Below are 16327 nucleotides of genomic sequence, written 5' to 3'. Positions count from 1 at the left end.
CGTGCGCGTGCCCGGCTGTGTGCTGTGCGACGAAGCGGGCGGGCGCCTGGTCTTCGAGGCGGCGAAGTTCCGCGTGATCCACGGGGCCGAGACGGGCTTTCCGGCTTTCTATCGGGTCGTGTGGAAGGACCACGTGGCCGAGTGGTCCGACCTGGCCCCTGAAGACCGCGCGCTCTGCATGGAGGCCGTGGCCGTGGTCGAGCAGTGCCTGCGCGACGCGCTGGCACCGGTCAAGATCAACCTCGCCGCCCTCGGCAACATGGTCGCGCACCTGCACTGGCATGTGATCGCGCGCTTCGACTGGGACACCTGCTTCCCCGGGTCTGTCTGGGCCCCGGCCCGGCGCGAGCGCGACCTGGAACGCGAGAGGACGGTCGAAGTCCAACTGCCGGCGCTGGAACGCGAGATGATCCAGCGATTGGCGACAAGGAGTTTCTGATGGCAGGTTTGCAAGCTGGCGCACCGACGCCTCAATCGATCACCGTGCACGGCCAGTCGCGCGTGCTGGAGGTAGGCTTCTCCGATGGCGTGACCTTCCGCATCCCGTTTGAGCTGATGCGCATCTACTCGCCCTCGGCGGAGGTGCAGGGGCACGGACCGGGCCAGGAGATATTGCAGACCGGCAAGCGCGAGGTCGGCCTGCTGGACTTGCAGCCGGTCGGCAACTATGCCGTGCAGCCGACTTTCAGCGACGGCCACGACACCGGCATCTTCTCGTGGGACTTCCTCTACGAGCTGGGCTCGCGGCAGCAGGAGCTGTGGGCCGAATACGAGCGGCGCCTGGCCGCGGCAGGCGCGGATCGCGACGCGCCGATGCCGGAAAAAGGCGGCAAGGGCGGGCACGCCTGCGGCAGCCATTGAGGGCCAATGCCCGGTGCCATCGCGGGGTCGTCGGCTTGATGTGAACGCTTCCGGCCTAACATCGGGTGCATGAGCACCACCCATTTCGGTTTTGAATCGGTCGAAGAGGCCGACAAGGCGCGGCGCGTACGCGGCGTATTCGATTCGGTCGCGACCCGCTACGACCTCATGAATGACCTCATGTCGATGGGCCTGCATCGCGCATGGAAGGCCTACACCGTCATGGTGGCCAACGTGGGCGAGGGCTCGAAGGTCCTGGACATCGCGGGCGGCACCGGCGATCTGGCGCTGGCCTTCGCAAAGAAGGTGGGCGCGACGGGCGAAGTCGTCCATACCGATATCAACGAGGCCATGCTTCGCACCGGCCGCGACCGGCTGCTGGATGCCGGCGTCGTCTTGCCGACCGTGGTGTGCGACGCGGAGAAGCTTCCCTTCCCGGACGATCACTTCGATGTCGTCACGGTGGCCTTCGGCCTGCGCAACATGACGCACAAGGACCTCGCGCTCAAGGAGATGAACCGTGTGCTCAAGCCGCGCGGCAAGCTGCTGGTGCTGGAGTTCTCCAAGGTGGCCAAGCCGCTGCAGAAGGTCTACGACTGGTATTCGTTCAGCGTGCTGCCGCGCCTGGGCAAGGTCGTGGCGGGCGACGACGCGAGCTACCGCTACCTGGCCGAGTCGATCCGGATGCACCCCGCGCAGGAGGAACTCAAGACCCTCATGAAGGAGGGCGGTTTCGGGCATGTGGACTATCACAACATGACGGGCGGCGTGGTTGCCCTGCATGTTGGAATCAAGTGCTGAAGTTGTTTGTTGCCGTAGAGGAGACGTCATGAAGAAGATCTGGTCCGTTTTGCTGGTTGCCGCGCTGGCCGTTGTGAGCATCAACGCCGACGCTGCACGCTTGGGAGGCGGACGGTCGTTCGGCAAGCAGTCGAGCAATGTCACGCAGCGTCAGGCGACGCCGCCGGCCTCGCCCGCCGCCACGCCGGGCACTCCCGCGCAGAGCGTGAACAACGCGGCCGCCAAGCCGGCGACGCCCGCTCCCGCTCCCGCGGCGGCGCCCAAGCGCCCATGGGGTGCCATGCTCGGCGGTCTGGCCGCGGGTCTGGGCCTCGCATGGCTTGCGCATTCGCTCGGCCTTGGGGCCGCCATGGGCAACATGCTACTAATCGGTCTGCTCGTATTGGGCGCGATCGTGGTGTGGCGCATCTTCTCGGCGCGTTCGCGCGCCAATGGCGTTTCCAGCAACGGCGGCCTCGCGTTCCAGGGCGCGGGCAATCCCGCGAACGCCGTCGCGCCGGCACAGTACAGCCCGAACAACGTCGGCAACGACGCCTCGGCCCGTCCGTGGGAGCGCAACGCCGCGGTCTTCGACGCCACGCCGGAGCCGCGGCAGCCCGAACTGCTCGCCGATCGCAACGGGGGCTCGTCGATGGCGGGTGCCGCCGCTGCCGGCGGCAGCATGATCGGCTCCGCGCTGGCCGGGTCGCAGGCGTGGGGCATCCCCGCCGGATTCGACGCCGACGGCTTCCTCACTGCCGCCAAGCGCAACTTCGTGACGCTCCAGGACGCCTGGGACCGTGCCGACATGGGCACCCTGCGTTCGATGATGACCGATGCCATGCTCGGCGAAATCCGCCAGCAGCTCGCCGAGCGCGAGAACCACACCGGCGGCCAGACCAACAAGACCGAGGTCGTGATGCTGGACGCCAAGCTGCTGGGCATCGAGGAATTGCCGGACGCCTACATGGCGAGCGTCGAGTTCTCCGGGATGATCCGCGAAGACGTGTCCTCGGGCCCGAGCCCATTCCGTGAGGTCTGGAACATGACCAAGCCGACCAGCGGCTCGAGCGGGTGGCTCGTGGCTGGTGTCCAGGCGCTTCAATAAGGCGGTTCGGAGGCGCGCCTGAAGGCGCGTCGCGCTTGCCGCTGGGGGTGGGATGGCACGAGGCGGAGCGCGCCGAAAAGCCGGGCGGCCGCCGGCTCAGGAATAATGGGGACATGGTCACACCATCGTCCCCATTTTCTTTTCTCGACGACCTCGTCAATCGCGTCGGCAGCCGTCTTCAGCCGCCGCCCTGGGCGGTCCACGAGATCCAGCACCGGGCAGTGCTCTTTCTGAACCACGTGCTGCAGCAGGAGCCCGAGGCCCAGCAGCGGCTGGTGCGCCTTCAGGGCCGCGTGGTGCACTTCGAATGGCGCTTCGTGACGATGAAGCTGGTTGCCACGCCGGCCGGCCTGCTCGACCTGGCGCCCGATGGCGCGGTCTCCGAGCTCACACTGGCAGTCACTGAAGACTCGCCTGTCGGCCTCGCGCTCGCCGCGTTTCGAGGCGAAAAGCCCGCCGTCCGCATCGAAGGAGACGTGCAACTGGCCGCGGAGGTCAACTGGCTCGTCGACCACGTGCGGTGGGATGTGGAGGACGACCTCGCCCGTGCCATCGGTGACGTTCCCGCGCACACCATCGCCACGGGCGCCCGGCGCATGGTGACGGCGCTGCGGCAGTTCGTCGGCGAACGCACCGGCAAGTCCGGCCTGGGCGGCCGGGCAGGCAAGGCCGCGGACGCCGAATGAGGCGCTTCTATCGTGGCATCTTCATCGTCTGGGTCGCGCTGCGCTACGGCCTCGACGAGCTGGTTCTTACGAGCTTCCAGAAGCCTTGGCTGCGCGTGGTGGCCCGCATCGTCTCGGTCGGCCGCAACCTCGATGCGCCGCGCGGGCAGCGCCTTCGCGAGGCCTTGGAGCGGCTGGGACCGATTTTCGTGAAATTCGGCCAGGTGATGTCGACCCGGCGCGACCTGCTGCCGCCGGACCTGGCGGACGAGCTCGCCTGGCTGCAGGACCGGGTGCCTCCCTTCGATTCCAAGATCGCGATCGCGACGATCGAGCGCGCCTTTCGGCGGCCGCTGGCCGACATCTTCGTCCAGTTCGACGAGACGCCCGTCGCCAGCGCCTCGATCGCACAGGTGCACTTCGCGACCATTCGCGACGGCAAGGGCCACGTGCGCGAGGCCGCGGTGAAGGTCCTGCGGCCGGGCATGCGCGAGGTGATCGAAAAGGATCTCGCGCTCATGGCCATGATGGCCGGCTGGGTGGAGGGGCTGTCGGCCGACGGCAAGCGCCTGAAGCCGCGCGAAGTCATTGCCGAATTCGACAAGTACCTGCACGACGAGCTCGACCTGGTGCGCGAGGCCGCCAACGCCGCCCAGTTGCGCCGCAACATGGACAAGCTCGAGCTCGTGATGATCCCGGAGATGTTCTGGGACTTCTGCCACCCGGAAGTCATCGTGATGGAGCGCATGAAGGGCGTGCCCATCGCGCAGCTCGACCGCCTTCGCGCGGCCGGCGCCGACATTCCCAAGCTGGCGCGCGACGGGGTCACCATCTTCTTCACGCAGGTGTTCCGCGACGGCTTCTTTCACGCGGACATGCACCCGGGCAACATCCAGGTGAGCCTTGAGCCGGCGACTTTCGGGCGCTACATCCTGCTGGACTTCGGCATCATCGGCACGCTGACCGAGTCCGACAAGGAATACCTGGCGCAGAACTTCGTGGCCTTCTTCCGGCGCGACTACAAGCGCGTGGCGGAGCTGCATCTCGAGAGTGGCTGGGTGCCGGAGGGCACGCGCATCGACGAACTGGAGGCTGCCATCCGGACTGTCTGCGAGCCCTACTTCGACCGCCCGCTCAAGGAAATCTCGCTCGGCATGGTGCTGATGCGCCTGTTCCAGACCTCGCGCCGCTTCCACGTGGAGATCCAGCCGCAACTGGTGCTGCTGCAGAAGACGCTGCTGAACATCGAAGGCCTGGGGCGGCAGCTCGACCCCGAACTCGACCTCTGGCACACGGCGAAGCCCTTCCTCGAGAAGTGGATGACCGACCAGATCGGGCCGCACAAGCTCTTCGAGCAGTTGCGGGCCGAGGCCCCGCGCTATGCCAAGCTGCTGCCGCAATTGCCGCGCCTGCTGCACGATTTCCTCGAGAATCGGCCCGCCGACCACCGTCGCGAACTGATCGAGCTGCTGGCCGCTCAAAAGCGCACTAACCGCCTGCTGCAGATCATCATCTACGGTGGCATGGGTTTTGTATTGGGTTTGCTCGCCATGCAGCTGCTGCTGCGCGTGCGCTTGTTCTAGATGACTGCTCTCATTTTCTTCCGGAGGTCCCATCCATGAAATCGATGTTGATGCGTCCCGCCCAGATCCTGTGCGCTCTGGGGGTGACCGTTGCCGTGCTGACCGCCCCGGCAGTCCATGCCGAGGAAGAGAAGGTCCTCAACATCAATAACTGGGGCGACTACATCGCCGACGACACTGTCGCGAACTTCGAGAAGGAAACGGGCATCAAGGTCCGCTACGACCTCTTCGACAGCAACGAGGCGCTGCATGCCAAGCTGGTCGCCGGCATGAGCGGCTACGACATCGTCGTGCCCGGGTCCCACTTCGCCAAGATGCAGATCCAGGCCGGCCTGCTGCAGAAGCTGGACAAGTCCAAGATCCCCAACCTTGCCAACCTCGATCCGGCGATCCAGGCTCAGCTGGCCAAGATGGACCCGGGCAACGACTACATCGTCGACTGGCTCTGGGGCTATACGACCGTGGGCATCAACGCCGACAAGGTCAGGAAGGCCCTGGGCGGGGCGCCGCTTCCCGACAACGCCTGGGACCTGGTGTTCAAGCCCGAATATGCCTCCAAGCTGAAGGCCTGCGGCGTGTCCTTCCTGGACACGGCCTCGGAGATCCTGCCGATCGCCCTGAAGTACCTCGGCAAGGATCCACGCAGCAAGGATCCCGCGGACTACAAGGCCGCGGGCGACATGCTCAAGGCCGTTCGGCCCTACGTGACACGCTTCTCGGGCTCGGGCTCCGATTACATCGACCAGATGGCCAAGGGCCAGCTGTGCGCCGTGATCGGCTGGTCGGGCGACATCATGATCGCCAAGGACAAGTCGGCGAAGGCCAAGACGCCGCAGAACCTCGAGGTGCTGCTGCCCAAGATGGGCGGCCTGCTGTTCTTCGACACGATGGCCATTCCCAAGGATGCCAAGCACCCCGAGAACGCATACAAGTGGATCAACTACATCCTGCGCCCCGAGGTCCACGCGTCCCTGACGAACAAGGTGTTCTACGCCAACCCCAACAAGGCGGCGATGAAGTTCGTCACGCCCGCGCTGGCCAAGAACAAGGCCGTGTTTCCCGACGAGGCGGCGCTGGCCACGATGATTCCCCCCGACACGCCGGACCAGGCCACCTTGCGCCTGGTGACCCGCACTTTCACCAACTTCAAGGCCAATCGCTGACAGGCTTCGCATGAATTCTCCCAAGGAGGAAAGCTCGTTCCTGCGGATCGAAGGCGTCACCAAGGACTTTGGGGACTTTCGTGCCGTGGACGAGGTCAGTTTGAACGTCGCGCGAGGGGAGATCTTCGCGCTGCTCGGGTCTTCGGGATGCGGCAAGAGCACGCTGCTGCGCATCCTGGCGGGCTTCGAGACGCCTTCGGCCGGGCGCGTCGTTCTCGATGGCGTCGATCTCGCGGACCGGCCGCCCTATGAGCGCCCGGTCAACATGATGTTCCAGTCGTATGCGCTCTTCCCGCACCTGACGGTCTGGGACAACATCGCGTTCGGTCTGCGCCGTGACAAGCTGCCCAAGTCCGAGATCGCGTCGCGGGTCGAGGAAATGCTGCGGCTGGTGCAGCTCGGCGCGTTCGCCGGCCGCAAGCCGCACCAGCTGTCGGGCGGCCAGCAGCAGCGCGTGGCCCTGGCGCGCAGCCTGGCCAAGCGCCCGCAGTTGCTGCTGCTCGACGAACCGCTGGGCGCCCTGGACAAGAAGCTGCGCGAGGCCACGCAGATCGAGCTGGTCAACATCATCCAGCAGGTCGGTGTCACCTGCGTGATGGTGACGCACGACCAGGAGGAGGCAATGACCATGGCCTCCCGCATGGCGGTGATGAGCGAAGGGCGCTTCCTGCAGGTCGGCAGCCCGGTCGACGTCTATGAAACGCCCGCCACGCGTTTCGTTGCCGATTTCATCGGCAACGTCAACCTGATGGACGGCGTCATCGAGACCGACGAGGCCGACCATGTCGATATCCAGTGCGCGGACGTTCGGCACCGGGTCGGACACGGCATCACCGGTTACAGGGGGCAGACCGTCACGGTCGCGGTGCGCCCCGAGAAGATCCATCTGGGCGCCCACGAGCCCGACCAGGATCACAACAAGGCGATGGGCGTCGTCAGGGCCATGTCCTATTTCGGCGTCTACACCGTCTATCACCTCGAGTTGATCAGTGGCGCCACGCTCAAGGTCAATGTCGAGAACGAAACGCGGGATCGCGCGGGCGTTCCCGCGCAAGGCGATACGGTCTGGGCGCATTGGTTGCCGAGCTCGCAGGTCGTGTTGACGCAATAGGAGCTTCGCCATGGCTTCTTTTCGTCGCACGGGCGGTTCCCCGCGGGCTTCTGGCCGGACTGCCCTCGCCAAGGGTCGAGCCTTGGTGATCGGCGCGCCCGCCTTGTGGCTGCTGGTCTTCTTTCTGCTGCCCTTCCTCATCGTCCTGCGCATCAGCTTCGCCGAGATGGATGGCGCCAAGCTCAGCGAGCTCCTGAGCTTCGCGAACCAGCAGGTCGCATTGACGCTGAAGCTCCAGAACTACGTGACTCTTTTCCAGGACGACTTGTACTGGGTCACCTACGGGCATTCGCTGATCTACGCGGGCGCCACCGCCGGGATCTGCCTGCTGATCGGCTACCCGTTCGCCTACTTCATGGCGCGTGCTTCGGCCGGATTGCAGCCGCTGCTGCTGATGGGGGTGATGCTGCCTTTCTGGACCAGCTTCCTGTTGCGCGTCTACGCCTGGAAGGGCCTGCTGGACGCCGATACCGGGTGGGTCGGCCGGTTCCTGGCGCATATCCACGTCGACCAGCTGCTGCTGCCGCTGGGCCTCATATCGGCGCCGGGACAGTTCATGTACACGCCCTTCTCGCTCATGCTGGGCATGGTCTACACCTATCTTCCCTTCATGGTGCTGCCCCTCTACGGCACGCTGTCCAAGATGGACTTGCGGCTGCTCGAGGCCGCGCAGGATCTCGGCGCGACCCCCTGGCAGGCTTTCTGGCGCATCACCGTGCCGCTGTCGAGGAGCGGGATCATCGCCGGCGCCATGCTGGTCTTCATTCCCTGCGTGGGTGAATATGTGATTCCGGAGCTGCTGGGCGGCCCGGAAACGCTGATGATCGGGCGCGTGCTGTGGGACGAGTTCTTCGCCAACAACGACTGGCCCATGGCTTCCAGCGTGGCGGTGGTGATGGTGCTGCTCATCATCGTGCCGCTCGCCATCTTCAACCGCAACCAGGCAAAGGCGGCGCGCCCATGATCGTCACGGCGGCGGGGCGCTGGACCAGCCGGATCTGGCTGGCGCTGGGTTTCGCGTTTCTCTACCTGCCCATCCTCGCGCTGATCGTCTTCAGCTTCACCGACTCTCCGGTGCCGAACGTCTGGGCCGGCTTCAGCTTGCGCTGGTACCGCAAGCTGGCGATGGACGGGGAAATCCGGGACGGTCTCTTTCTCTCGCTGCGGATTGCCGCCGCCACCGCGACCGGCGCCATCGTCCTGGGTACGCTCGCGGCCTTCGCGCTGGAGCGCTTTCCCCGCTTCCGGGGCCGCACGATGTTCTCCGGCATGGTCAGCGCGCCGCTGGTGATGCCGGAGGTGATCGTGGGGCTTTCGCTGCTCCTGATGCTGGTTTCTGTCCAGCGCGCCTTCGGCTTTCCGGAGCGTGGCCTCGTGACGATCTGGTTGGGCCACCTGCTGGTCGGCCTCGCTTACGCCACGGTGGTGATCGGCGCGCGGCTGCGCGACCTCAACCCGCAGTTCGAGGAGGCGGCCCAGGATCTCGGCGCGCGGCCCTTGCAGGTCTTCTTCCTCGTGACATTGCCGATGATTGCCGAGTCCCTGCTCGCCGCATGGCTCCTGACTTTCACGCTGTCGCTCGACGACGTGGTGATGTCCGCCTTTCTTTCCGGTCCGGGCTCGACCACGCTGCCGCTGGTGATCTTCTCGCGCGCCCGGCTGGGTCTGGATCCGACCGTCAATGCGCTGGCCACGGTCGTGATCGGCATGGTGACGGTCTTCGTCATCGTGTCGAGCTACATGATCGCTGCACGGGAGCGGAGGCGCTACAGGGAGGGGCAGGCCGCGCTCAGAGGGGCGCCGCGCTTATAATCGAGGGCTTTGCGAGCGGCCGCCGGCTGCTCCATTTCGCCCCCCTCGACCCCATGCCCATCTACGCCTACAAGTGCAGCGCCTGCGGCTTTGCCAAGGACGCGCTGCAGAAAATGTCCGACGCTCCCCTCACGGTGTGTCCGGCTTGCGGCGAGAGCACGTTCAGCAAGCAGCTCACCGCCGCCGGCTTCCAGCTCAAGGGATCCGGCTGGTATGTCACGGATTTTCGCGAGGGCGGAGGCAAGAAGGGCGGCGACAAGCCTGCCGAGAAGAGCGCCGAAAGCGCGGACGGCGCGTCGGCCAAGCCGGCCGATGGCGCCAGCGGGACCACGCCTGCTGCCTCTCCTTCTGCTGCCCCTGCCGCGGCCCCCACCGCTGCCGCTGCCTCGGCGCCGTCCACCTCCACGAAGAGCGACTGAGGCCAGGCCATGCTCGCGCTGCGCAAATGGCTGCTGTCCGGCTTGCTGGTCATCGTTCCGCTGGTCATCACGCTGGGCGTGCTGAACTGGATCATCGGCACGCTCGACCAGACGCTCTGGCTGCTGCCTGAAGAGTGGCAGAAATGGCTGTACGACCACCGGGTGCGCGGCCTGGGCGTGCTGCTCACGCTGGCGATCCTGCTCGTGGTCGGCGCCGTGGCCAGCAACTTCGTCGGCAAGCGCCTGTTGGGCTGGGGCGACGCGGTGGTGCGCCGCATTCCCGTGGTCCGCTCGATCTACTCCAGCGTCAAGCAGGTTTCCGACACCCTCTTCTCCGAGAACGGCAATGCATTCCGCACCGCGGTGCTGATCCAATGGCCGCGCGAAGGCGCCTGGACCATTGCCTTCGTTACCGGCACGCCCAGCAGCGACATGGTGGAGCACCTGGGCGGCGGCGAGTATCTCGGTGTCTACGTCCCCACCACGCCCAATCCAACGGGCGGTTACTTCATGATGCTCAAGCGCAGCGACTGCATCGAACTTGAAATGAGCGTGGACGACGCGCTCAAGTACATCGTCTCGATGGGGGTGGTCGTTCCTGGCGGCCCCGCAACGATAGCGAACAGATAGAAAAATGCGCCAACCCGGCGCCCGGAATCCACTTATGGCCATGCGTTCTCACTACTGCGGTCTCGTGACCGAAGCCCTCCTCGGCGAAACCGTTACCCTGTGCGGCTGGGTCAACCGCCGCCGCGATCACGGTGGGGTGATCTTCATCGACCTGCGCGACCGCGAAGGCTACGTGCAGGTGGTGTGCGACCCCGATCGCGCGGCGACCTTCGCGACGGCCGAGGTCCTGCGCAACGAGTTCTGCGTGCAGGTCACAGGGCTGGTGCGCGCACGCCCTGAAGGCACGATCAACGAGAACCTCAAGAGCGGCAAGATCGAGGTGCTGTGCCACGAGATGAAGGTTCTGAACCCGTCCGTGACGCCGCCCTTCCTGCTGGACGACGACAACCTGTCTGAGACCACCCGTCTCACGCACCGCGTGCTGGATCTGCGTCGTCCGGCGATGCAGCGCAACATGATGCTGCGCTACAAGGTGACCATGGAGGCGCGCAAGTTCCTCGACGCCAACGGCTTCATCGACATCGAAACCCCGATGCTGGGCAAGTCCACGCCCGAAGGCGCGCGCGACTACCTGGTCCCGAGCCGCGTGCACGACGGCAGCTTCTTCGCGCTGCCGCAGTCGCCGCAACTCTTCAAGCAGTTGCTGATGGTGGCCGGGTATGACCGCTACTACCAGATCGTCAAGTGCTTCCGCGACGAAGACCTGCGCGCCGACCGCCAGCCGGAGTTCACCCAGATCGACATCGAAACCTCGTTCATGGGCGAGGAAGAGATCCGCGAGATGTTCGAAGGCATGATCCGCAAGGTGTTCCGCGCCGCGGCCGAGGTCGAACTGCCGCCATTCCCGGTCATGACCTATGGCGATGCGATGTTCAAGTACGGCTCCGACAAGCCCGACTTGCGTGTGAAGCTCGAGTTCACCGAATTGACGGACGTGATGCGCAACGTCGAGTTCAAGGTCTTCGCCCAGGCGGCCAGCACGCCCGGCGGGCGCGTCGTGGCGCTGCGCGTGCCGGGCGGCGGCGCGGAGGGTGGATTGTCGCGCGGCGATATCGACGCCTATACCGAGTTCGTCAAGATCTACGGCGCCAAGGGCCTTGCCTACATCAAGGTCAATGACGCGGCGCAGGGCCGTGAAGGGCTTCAGAGCCCGATCGTCAAGAATCTCAACGACGCCTCGCTGGCCGAAATCATCGCGCGCACCGGCGCACGGAATGGCGACATCCTGTTCTTCGGCGCCGACAAGGAAAAAGTCGTCAACGACGCCATCGGAGCGCTGCGCGTGAAGATCGGCCACAGCGCCTTCGGTCGCAAGAGCGGCCTGTTCGAGGACCGCTGGGCGCCGCTGTGGGTGGTCGACTTCCCGATGTTCGAGTTCGACGAGGAAGGCCAGCGTTGGTCCGCGGTGCACCATCCGTTCACCGCCCCCAAGGACGGGCATGAAGACCTCATGGACACGGCGCCCGAGAAGTGCATCGCCAAGGCCTACGACATGGTGCTCAACGGCATCGAGATGGGCGGTGGCTCGGTGCGGATCCATCGTGAGGAAGTGCAGAGCAAGGTGTTCCGCGCGCTGAAGATCAATGCCGAGGATGCGCAGAACAAGTTCGGCTTCCTGCTGGATGCGCTGCAGTACGGTGCTCCCCCGCATGGCGGCATTGCCATCGGCCTTGACCGGCTGGTGATGCTCATCACCGGTGCGGAATCGATCCGCGACGTGATCGCTTTCCCCAAGACCCAGCGCGCCCAGGATCTGCTGACGCAGGCGCCCAGCCCGGTCGACGAGAAGCAACTGCGCGAGCTGCACATCAAGCTGCGCAACACGCCTCAGGCGGTCTGAGAGGGCAGGGGGTCGCCGGCATGAGTGAGCGGCCCTGGAAGATTCCCGAGTCGGTGCTGGTCGTGATCCACACGCCGGCACTCGATGTGCTCTTGATCCGCCGCGCCGACGCGGTGGATTTCTGGCAGTCGGTGACCGGGAGCAAGGACCTGGACAGCGAGCCGCTGGCACTCACCGCCGCGCGAGAAGTCGCGGAGGAAACCGGCATCGATTGCGGGGGGGGCAGCCCACTCGCGCCGCAGTTGCGCGACTGGCGATTGCGGAACGTCTACGAGATCTACCCGCGCTGGCGCGGGCGTTACGCGCCGGGCGTGACCCACAATACCGAGCACCTGTTCGGCCTGTGCGTGCCGGAACGCCTCACGCCCCGATTGAATCCGCGCGAACATACGGCCTGGCAATGGTTGCCCTACCGCGAGGCGGCCGACGCGTGTTTTTCCCCTTCGAATGCGGAAGCGATCCTGCTCCTGCCACAATTTGCGCAATGACTTCGCCGGTGAACACCTTCCGGGTGGCGACCTACAACATCCACAAGGGTGTGCAAGGGATCGGGCCGACACGTCGGCTCGAGATCCACAACCTCGGCCATGCCATCGAGCAACTCGACGCCGACATCGTGTGCCTGCAGGAAGTGCGCAAGATGAATCGACAGGCCGCCGCGCGCTTCCAGCGCTGGCCCGAGATACCGCAGGCCGACTTTCTCGCACCCGAGGGCTACACGGCGGTCTACGAAACCAATGCCGTCACCCGGCATGGAGAGCACGGCAACGCGCTGCTCACGCGCTGGCCGGTGCTGCGCAAGACCCACCAGGACATCTCCGACCACCGCTTCGAACAACGCGGCCTGCTGCACGTCGCGATCGACGTCGAAGGTCGTCCGCTGCACGCTATCGTGGTGCATCTTGGCTTGATCAAGGGCAGCCGCGTGCGCCAGGTAGCGATGCTGCGCGAGTTCATCGAACGCGAAATCCCGCCGGGCGAGGCCGTGGTCGTGGCCGGTGACTTCAACGACTGGGGCGCGCGCATGCGCTACGCGATGAACGCGATGGGCTTGCGCGACAGCAGCGACCTGCGCGGGCCGCGCACGCTGACTTACCCTTCACGCCTGCCAGTGGCGCAACTCGACTTCATCTACGGACGCTGGGCCGAGCCAGTCGCGTGCTCGGTGCCACGTGGGCCGATCTGGGCCCGCATGTCAGATCATCTGCCGTTGGTCACAGACTTTGTGCTATCAAAATAGTAGCTCGACCCGCAAGCAGGGTCAGCCTTCCGGAGGTGATTCTCTGAATCCCGTTCGCTGTTAGGATGCCCGCATGCTAAGGAAAATCGATACCGCACCGCGCTCCGATGATGGGGTGGAGGACGAGGGCACACCCGTCTCCGTGAAGATCCGCGAGCGCCTCCTTGCCGCTCGCAAGCGCTTCAACGCCAACGACAACATCGCCGAGTTCATCGAACCCGGTGAACTCGAGCGCCTGCTCGATGAAGTCGAGGGCAAGATGAAGCACGTGCTCGAGAGCCTGGTCATCGATCTCGACAACGATCACAACACCGGCAACACTGCTCGCCGCGTTGCGAAGATGTACCTGCAGGAGGTGTTCAAGGGCCGCTATGTGCCGCAGCCTTCGCTGACCGAGTTTCCGAACGCCGAGCATCTGAACGAACTCATGATCGTCGGCCCGATCACGGTGCGCAGCGCTTGCTCCCATCACTTCTGCCCGATCATCGGCAAGCTGTGGATCGGCGTCATGCCCAACGAGCAGACCAATGTGATCGGCCTGTCGAAGTATGCGCGGCTGGCCGAGTGGGTGATGAGCCGCCCGCAGATCCAGGAAGAAGCCGTGGTGCAGCTTGCCGATCTGATCCAGGAGCGCACGCAGCCCGACGGCCTGGCCCTCGTGGTCGAGGCCGAGCACTTCTGCATGCAATGGCGGGGCGTCAAGGAGATGGACAGCAAGATGATCAATTCCGTGATGCGAGGGGTATTCTTGAAAGATTCCAACCTGCGCCGCGAATTCCTTTCGCTTCTTCCCCGCAAGAACTGAACGCCATGCTCGTACGCCTTCTCTATGCAAGCCGCGCCGTCGACACCAGCCAGGGCGCAATCGACGCGATCCTCGCGCAGTCGCGCTCGCATAACACGGCCTGCGGCGTCACTGGCATCCTTTGCTATGGCGGCGGAATCTTCCTGCAGGCCATCGAAGGCGGTCGGACAGCGATCAGCGAGCTCTATGGCCACATCCAGCGCGATGCACGCCACAAGGACGTGGTGCTGCTTCACTACGAAGAAATCAACGAGCGCCGCTTCGGCGGCTGGACGATGGGGCAGGTCAATCTGTCGAAGCTCCATGTATCGACCTTGCTCAAGTATTCGGAAAAGCCGGAACTCGATCCGTACAAGGTGTCGGGCAAGGTTTCGCTCGCGCTGCTGGAAGAATTGATGGCCACCGCGGCCATCGTCGGCCGTCACTGAAGCGGGCGCGCCGCGCCTTGCGTGCCGATGCTTCTTTTCGGCTGTGATTTCTCGAGCGCGCCGACGGCGCGAAAGCCCATCGTGGTCGCCCTCGGCACGCTGCAGAAGGGGCGCGTCCGACTTTCCGGCCTCGAATGCTTCACGTCGCTCGACGCGTGGGGCACCTGGCTGCGTTCGGCACCGGCGTGGGTGGGCGGCTTCGACTTTCCGTTCGGCCTGCCCCGCGAGCTGATCGCCCATCTGGGCTGGCCCCTGCAATGGGCGCCGCTCATGAGGCACTATGCGAACCTTTCGCGCAGCGAGATACGCGAGACCTTCGCTGCCTTCTGCGATGCGCGCCCTGCGGGCGGGAAGTTCGCGCATAGGGCGACGGACGGGCCGGCGGGATCCAGCCCTTCGATGAAATGGGTCAACCCTCCGGTCGCCTTCATGCTGCACGCCGGCGTGCAAGGTCTCCTCGCGGCTGGCGCGGCGCTGCCCGGTCTCCACACGCCAGCACACGGCACGGCCCGCGTCGCGCTGGAGGCCTATCCGGGCCTCCTCGCCCGCGAGCAGATCGGCCGGCGCAGCTACAAGAGCGACGACCCCGCCTCCCAGACGACGCAGCGATGGGTCGCGCGCGCCGATCTTCTCGCCGCGCTTGAACGCGGTTCCGCCCGCCTGGGTCTGCGGCTCGCGCTCGGGAATGCGGAGCGCGATCAGTTGCTCGCCGATGCCAAGGGCGACAGGATCGACGCGGCCCTCTGTCTCATGCAAGCCGCCTGGGGGATGGAGCGTCGATCGAGTGCCGGCCCGGGCTATGGCCTTCCCGCGCAAGTCGACGACTTGGAAGGCTGGATCGTCAGCGCCTGACTTCCCGACGTCCTACAACAGGTCAAGGCGACTTCGTGTTGCGGGGATGGCTCCCCCCGTTAGATTGACTTGAGTGGTTCGACCGGACCACCTATTCATCCATGCAACGTGCGAAGGAAGCGATATGAACAAGGATCAAGTGACAGGCCGCGTCGACCAGGCCAAAGGCAAGATCAAGGAAGCCACCGGCAAGCTGACCGGCAGCGAAAAGCTGGAAACCGAGGGCGTGGTGGACCAGGCCGCAGGTAAGGTGCAGAGCACCTATGGCGACGCCAAGGAAAAGGCCAAGGACGCCATCAAGCGCGGCGCAGACAAGCTGTGATCCCCGAGGGCGTTCCGCGACGCCCGCCGTTTGAACGTACTGGAGATTTCACATGACTCATCTCACTCAAGGCTCTGGGGCGACGCGTCAGTGGCTTGCGCTGCTGGTGGCTGGCGGCGCTCTGGCGCTGGCGGGCTGCAGCGGCAAGTCGGACAGCGAGACCGCCGGGCAGAAGTTGGATTCCGCGATCCAGAAGACCGAAAAGGCCGGGTCTGATGCGAAGGCGAAAACCGAACAGATGGCAAGCGATGCCAAGGCCAAGGTCGAGTCTTCGGATGCCAAGGAATCGGTGAAGGACGCGGGCGCGAAGGTTGCCGGCGCGGTCGATGATGCAGCCATCACAGCCAAGGTGTCAGCGGGCTTGGCGAAGGATCCTGACCTGAGCGCGATCAAGATCGACGTCGACACCAAGGGCGGTATCGTGAGTCTGAACGGACCCGCCCCGACGGCGGCGGCAAAGATGCGGGCGGAGGAAATCGCGAAGGCTGTGGACGGCGTCAGCGCGGTCCAGAACCATCTCCAAGTGAAGGCAATGTAAGCCCGGTCCGTTTGCGGGCCTCTCTCAAGAAACAAAACTGAAGACGCGGGCATTCATGCGACAACCGGCGTCTGAGTGATCTGGAAGCCAAGCGCGGCGGCGCGGCGCTTGAGTGCGGCGATAGATCGCTCGCGCTGCTGCTCTTCATAGCGTTGCTGGCCTTGATCGAC

Annotated in this window: 20 protein-coding genes; all 20 read left to right on the top strand. The window is 65.2% G+C overall.

The window, feature by feature from the left end:
- Position 1: 1 nt before the first annotated feature.
- The 20 genes from AC1DNF_RS24480 to AC1DNF_RS24385 all read left to right on the top strand — a co-directional run bounded on the left by AC1DNF_RS24480 (position 2) and on the right by AC1DNF_RS24385 (position 16157).
- Positions 2 to 439, top strand: coding sequence for an HIT family protein (locus AC1DNF_RS24480; protein WP_478151285.1), 438 nt, complete (start codon positions 2 to 4; stop codon positions 437 to 439).
- Positions 439 to 861, top strand: a complete 423-nt coding sequence (locus AC1DNF_RS24475) for a gamma-butyrobetaine hydroxylase family protein (RefSeq protein ID WP_478151241.1) — start codon at positions 439 to 441, stop codon at positions 859 to 861. The genes AC1DNF_RS24480 and AC1DNF_RS24475 overlap by 1 nt, the downstream gene beginning before the upstream one ends.
- A 69-nt stretch (positions 862 to 930) precedes the next feature.
- Positions 931 to 1662: a bifunctional demethylmenaquinone methyltransferase/2-methoxy-6-polyprenyl-1,4-benzoquinol methylase UbiE gene (gene ubiE / locus AC1DNF_RS24470; RefSeq protein WP_478151240.1), complete on the top strand. Its 732-nt coding sequence runs from the start codon at positions 931 to 933 to the stop codon at positions 1660 to 1662.
- A gap of 28 nt (positions 1663 to 1690) precedes the next feature.
- Positions 1691 to 2749 (top strand): Tim44 domain-containing protein, encoded by a 1059-nt coding sequence (locus AC1DNF_RS24465; protein WP_478151239.1) that lies wholly within the window; start codon positions 1691 to 1693, stop codon positions 2747 to 2749.
- A gap of 113 nt (positions 2750 to 2862) precedes the next feature.
- Positions 2863 to 3435, top strand: coding sequence for a hypothetical protein (locus AC1DNF_RS24460; protein WP_478151238.1), 573 nt, complete (start codon positions 2863 to 2865; stop codon positions 3433 to 3435).
- Positions 3432 to 4997, top strand: a complete 1566-nt coding sequence (gene ubiB, locus AC1DNF_RS24455; protein WP_478151237.1) for a ubiquinone biosynthesis regulatory protein kinase UbiB — start codon at positions 3432 to 3434, stop codon at positions 4995 to 4997. The genes AC1DNF_RS24460 and ubiB overlap by 4 nt, the downstream gene beginning before the upstream one ends.
- 35 nt (positions 4998 to 5032) lie before the next feature.
- On the top strand, positions 5033 to 6160 hold the full coding sequence (locus AC1DNF_RS24450) for a polyamine ABC transporter substrate-binding protein (RefSeq protein ID WP_478151236.1): 1128 nt from the start codon (positions 5033 to 5035) through the stop codon (positions 6158 to 6160).
- A 10-nt stretch (positions 6161 to 6170) separates the two neighbouring features.
- Positions 6171 to 7271 (top strand): ABC transporter ATP-binding protein, encoded by a 1101-nt coding sequence (locus AC1DNF_RS24445; protein ID WP_478151235.1) that lies wholly within the window; start codon positions 6171 to 6173, stop codon positions 7269 to 7271.
- A 10-nt stretch (positions 7272 to 7281) separates the two neighbouring features.
- The gene (locus AC1DNF_RS24440; protein ID WP_478151234.1) at positions 7282 to 8235 is read left to right on the top strand and encodes an ABC transporter permease; all 954 of its coding nucleotides are present in this window, start codon (positions 7282 to 7284) and stop codon (positions 8233 to 8235) included.
- The gene (locus AC1DNF_RS24435; RefSeq protein WP_478151233.1) at positions 8232 to 9083 is read left to right on the top strand and encodes an ABC transporter permease subunit; all 852 of its coding nucleotides are present in this window, start codon (positions 8232 to 8234) and stop codon (positions 9081 to 9083) included. The genes AC1DNF_RS24440 and AC1DNF_RS24435 overlap by 4 nt, the downstream gene beginning before the upstream one ends.
- Positions 9084 to 9136: 53 nt before the next feature.
- On the top strand, positions 9137 to 9502 hold the full coding sequence (locus AC1DNF_RS24430) for an FmdB family zinc ribbon protein (protein WP_478151232.1): 366 nt from the start codon (positions 9137 to 9139) through the stop codon (positions 9500 to 9502).
- A 9-nt stretch (positions 9503 to 9511) separates the two neighbouring features.
- Complete coding sequence (locus AC1DNF_RS24425; RefSeq protein ID WP_478151231.1) at positions 9512 to 10132, top strand: DUF502 domain-containing protein; 621 nt, start codon at positions 9512 to 9514, stop codon at positions 10130 to 10132.
- Positions 10133 to 10166: 34 nt separating this feature from the next.
- The gene (gene aspS / locus AC1DNF_RS24420; RefSeq protein WP_478151230.1) at positions 10167 to 11972 is read left to right on the top strand and encodes an aspartate--tRNA ligase; all 1806 of its coding nucleotides are present in this window, start codon (positions 10167 to 10169) and stop codon (positions 11970 to 11972) included.
- Between the two features lie 20 nt (positions 11973 to 11992).
- Positions 11993 to 12460, top strand: coding sequence for a dihydroneopterin triphosphate diphosphatase (gene nudB / locus AC1DNF_RS24415; protein WP_478151229.1), 468 nt, complete (start codon positions 11993 to 11995; stop codon positions 12458 to 12460).
- On the top strand, positions 12457 to 13212 hold the full coding sequence (locus AC1DNF_RS24410; RefSeq protein ID WP_478151228.1) for an endonuclease/exonuclease/phosphatase family protein: 756 nt from the start codon (positions 12457 to 12459) through the stop codon (positions 13210 to 13212). Before nudB ends, AC1DNF_RS24410 begins: the two co-directional genes overlap by 4 nt.
- A gap of 73 nt (positions 13213 to 13285) precedes the next feature.
- Positions 13286 to 14017, top strand: a complete 732-nt coding sequence (gene folE, locus AC1DNF_RS24405; RefSeq protein WP_478151227.1) for a GTP cyclohydrolase I — start codon at positions 13286 to 13288, stop codon at positions 14015 to 14017.
- 5 nt (positions 14018 to 14022) lie between these two features.
- The gene (locus AC1DNF_RS24400) at positions 14023 to 14445 is read left to right on the top strand and encodes a BLUF domain-containing protein (RefSeq protein ID WP_478151226.1); all 423 of its coding nucleotides are present in this window, start codon (positions 14023 to 14025) and stop codon (positions 14443 to 14445) included.
- Between the two features lie 27 nt (positions 14446 to 14472).
- Positions 14473 to 15297 (top strand): DUF429 domain-containing protein, encoded by an 825-nt coding sequence (locus tag AC1DNF_RS24395; protein ID WP_478151284.1) that lies wholly within the window; start codon positions 14473 to 14475, stop codon positions 15295 to 15297.
- 124 nt (positions 15298 to 15421) lie between these two features.
- Positions 15422 to 15619, top strand: a complete 198-nt coding sequence (locus AC1DNF_RS24390) for a CsbD family protein (RefSeq protein ID WP_478151225.1) — start codon at positions 15422 to 15424, stop codon at positions 15617 to 15619.
- A 52-nt stretch (positions 15620 to 15671) separates the two neighbouring features.
- Entirely contained in the window at positions 15672 to 16157 is a 486-nt protein-coding gene (locus AC1DNF_RS24385) for a BON domain-containing protein (RefSeq protein WP_478151224.1), read from the top strand.
- The last annotated feature ends 170 nt before the right edge of the window (positions 16158 to 16327 follow it).

This window comes from Variovorax sp. 01T432, assembly GCF_056398605.1.
This window is presented reverse-complemented; position numbering and strand designations above follow the sequence as displayed.

What these genes read in the sequence shown, in the direction of transcription:
- AC1DNF_RS24475 (WP_478151241.1), top strand. Translation starts at nt 439, where the DNA reads ATGGCAGGTTTGCAAGCTGGCGCACCGACGCCTCAATCGATCACCGTG.
- ubiE (WP_478151240.1), top strand. Translation starts at nt 931, where the DNA reads ATGAGCACCACCCATTTCGGTTTTGAATCGGTCGAAGAGGCCGACAAG.
- AC1DNF_RS24465 (WP_478151239.1), top strand. Translation starts at nt 1,691, where the DNA reads ATGAAGAAGATCTGGTCCGTTTTGCTGGTTGCCGCGCTGGCCGTTGTG.
- AC1DNF_RS24460 (WP_478151238.1), top strand. Translation starts at nt 2,863, where the DNA reads ATGGTCACACCATCGTCCCCATTTTCTTTTCTCGACGACCTCGTCAAT.
- ubiB (WP_478151237.1), top strand. Translation starts at nt 3,432, where the DNA reads ATGAGGCGCTTCTATCGTGGCATCTTCATCGTCTGGGTCGCGCTGCGC.
- AC1DNF_RS24450 (WP_478151236.1), top strand. Translation starts at nt 5,033, where the DNA reads ATGAAATCGATGTTGATGCGTCCCGCCCAGATCCTGTGCGCTCTGGGG.
- AC1DNF_RS24445 (WP_478151235.1), top strand. Translation starts at nt 6,171, where the DNA reads ATGAATTCTCCCAAGGAGGAAAGCTCGTTCCTGCGGATCGAAGGCGTC.
- AC1DNF_RS24440 (WP_478151234.1), top strand. Translation starts at nt 7,282, where the DNA reads ATGGCTTCTTTTCGTCGCACGGGCGGTTCCCCGCGGGCTTCTGGCCGG.
- AC1DNF_RS24435 (WP_478151233.1), top strand. Translation starts at nt 8,232, where the DNA reads ATGATCGTCACGGCGGCGGGGCGCTGGACCAGCCGGATCTGGCTGGCG.
- AC1DNF_RS24430 (WP_478151232.1), top strand. Translation starts at nt 9,137, where the DNA reads ATGCCCATCTACGCCTACAAGTGCAGCGCCTGCGGCTTTGCCAAGGAC.
- AC1DNF_RS24425 (WP_478151231.1), top strand. Translation starts at nt 9,512, where the DNA reads ATGCTCGCGCTGCGCAAATGGCTGCTGTCCGGCTTGCTGGTCATCGTT.
- aspS (WP_478151230.1), top strand. Translation starts at nt 10,167, where the DNA reads ATGGCCATGCGTTCTCACTACTGCGGTCTCGTGACCGAAGCCCTCCTC.
- nudB (WP_478151229.1), top strand. Translation starts at nt 11,993, where the DNA reads ATGAGTGAGCGGCCCTGGAAGATTCCCGAGTCGGTGCTGGTCGTGATC.
- AC1DNF_RS24410 (WP_478151228.1), top strand. Translation starts at nt 12,457, where the DNA reads ATGACTTCGCCGGTGAACACCTTCCGGGTGGCGACCTACAACATCCAC.
- folE (WP_478151227.1), top strand. Translation starts at nt 13,286, where the DNA reads ATGCTAAGGAAAATCGATACCGCACCGCGCTCCGATGATGGGGTGGAG.
- AC1DNF_RS24400 (WP_478151226.1), top strand. Translation starts at nt 14,023, where the DNA reads ATGCTCGTACGCCTTCTCTATGCAAGCCGCGCCGTCGACACCAGCCAG.
- AC1DNF_RS24395 (WP_478151284.1), top strand. Translation starts at nt 14,473, where the DNA reads ATGCTTCTTTTCGGCTGTGATTTCTCGAGCGCGCCGACGGCGCGAAAG.
- AC1DNF_RS24390 (WP_478151225.1), top strand. Translation starts at nt 15,422, where the DNA reads ATGAACAAGGATCAAGTGACAGGCCGCGTCGACCAGGCCAAAGGCAAG.
- AC1DNF_RS24385 (WP_478151224.1), top strand. Translation starts at nt 15,672, where the DNA reads ATGACTCATCTCACTCAAGGCTCTGGGGCGACGCGTCAGTGGCTTGCG.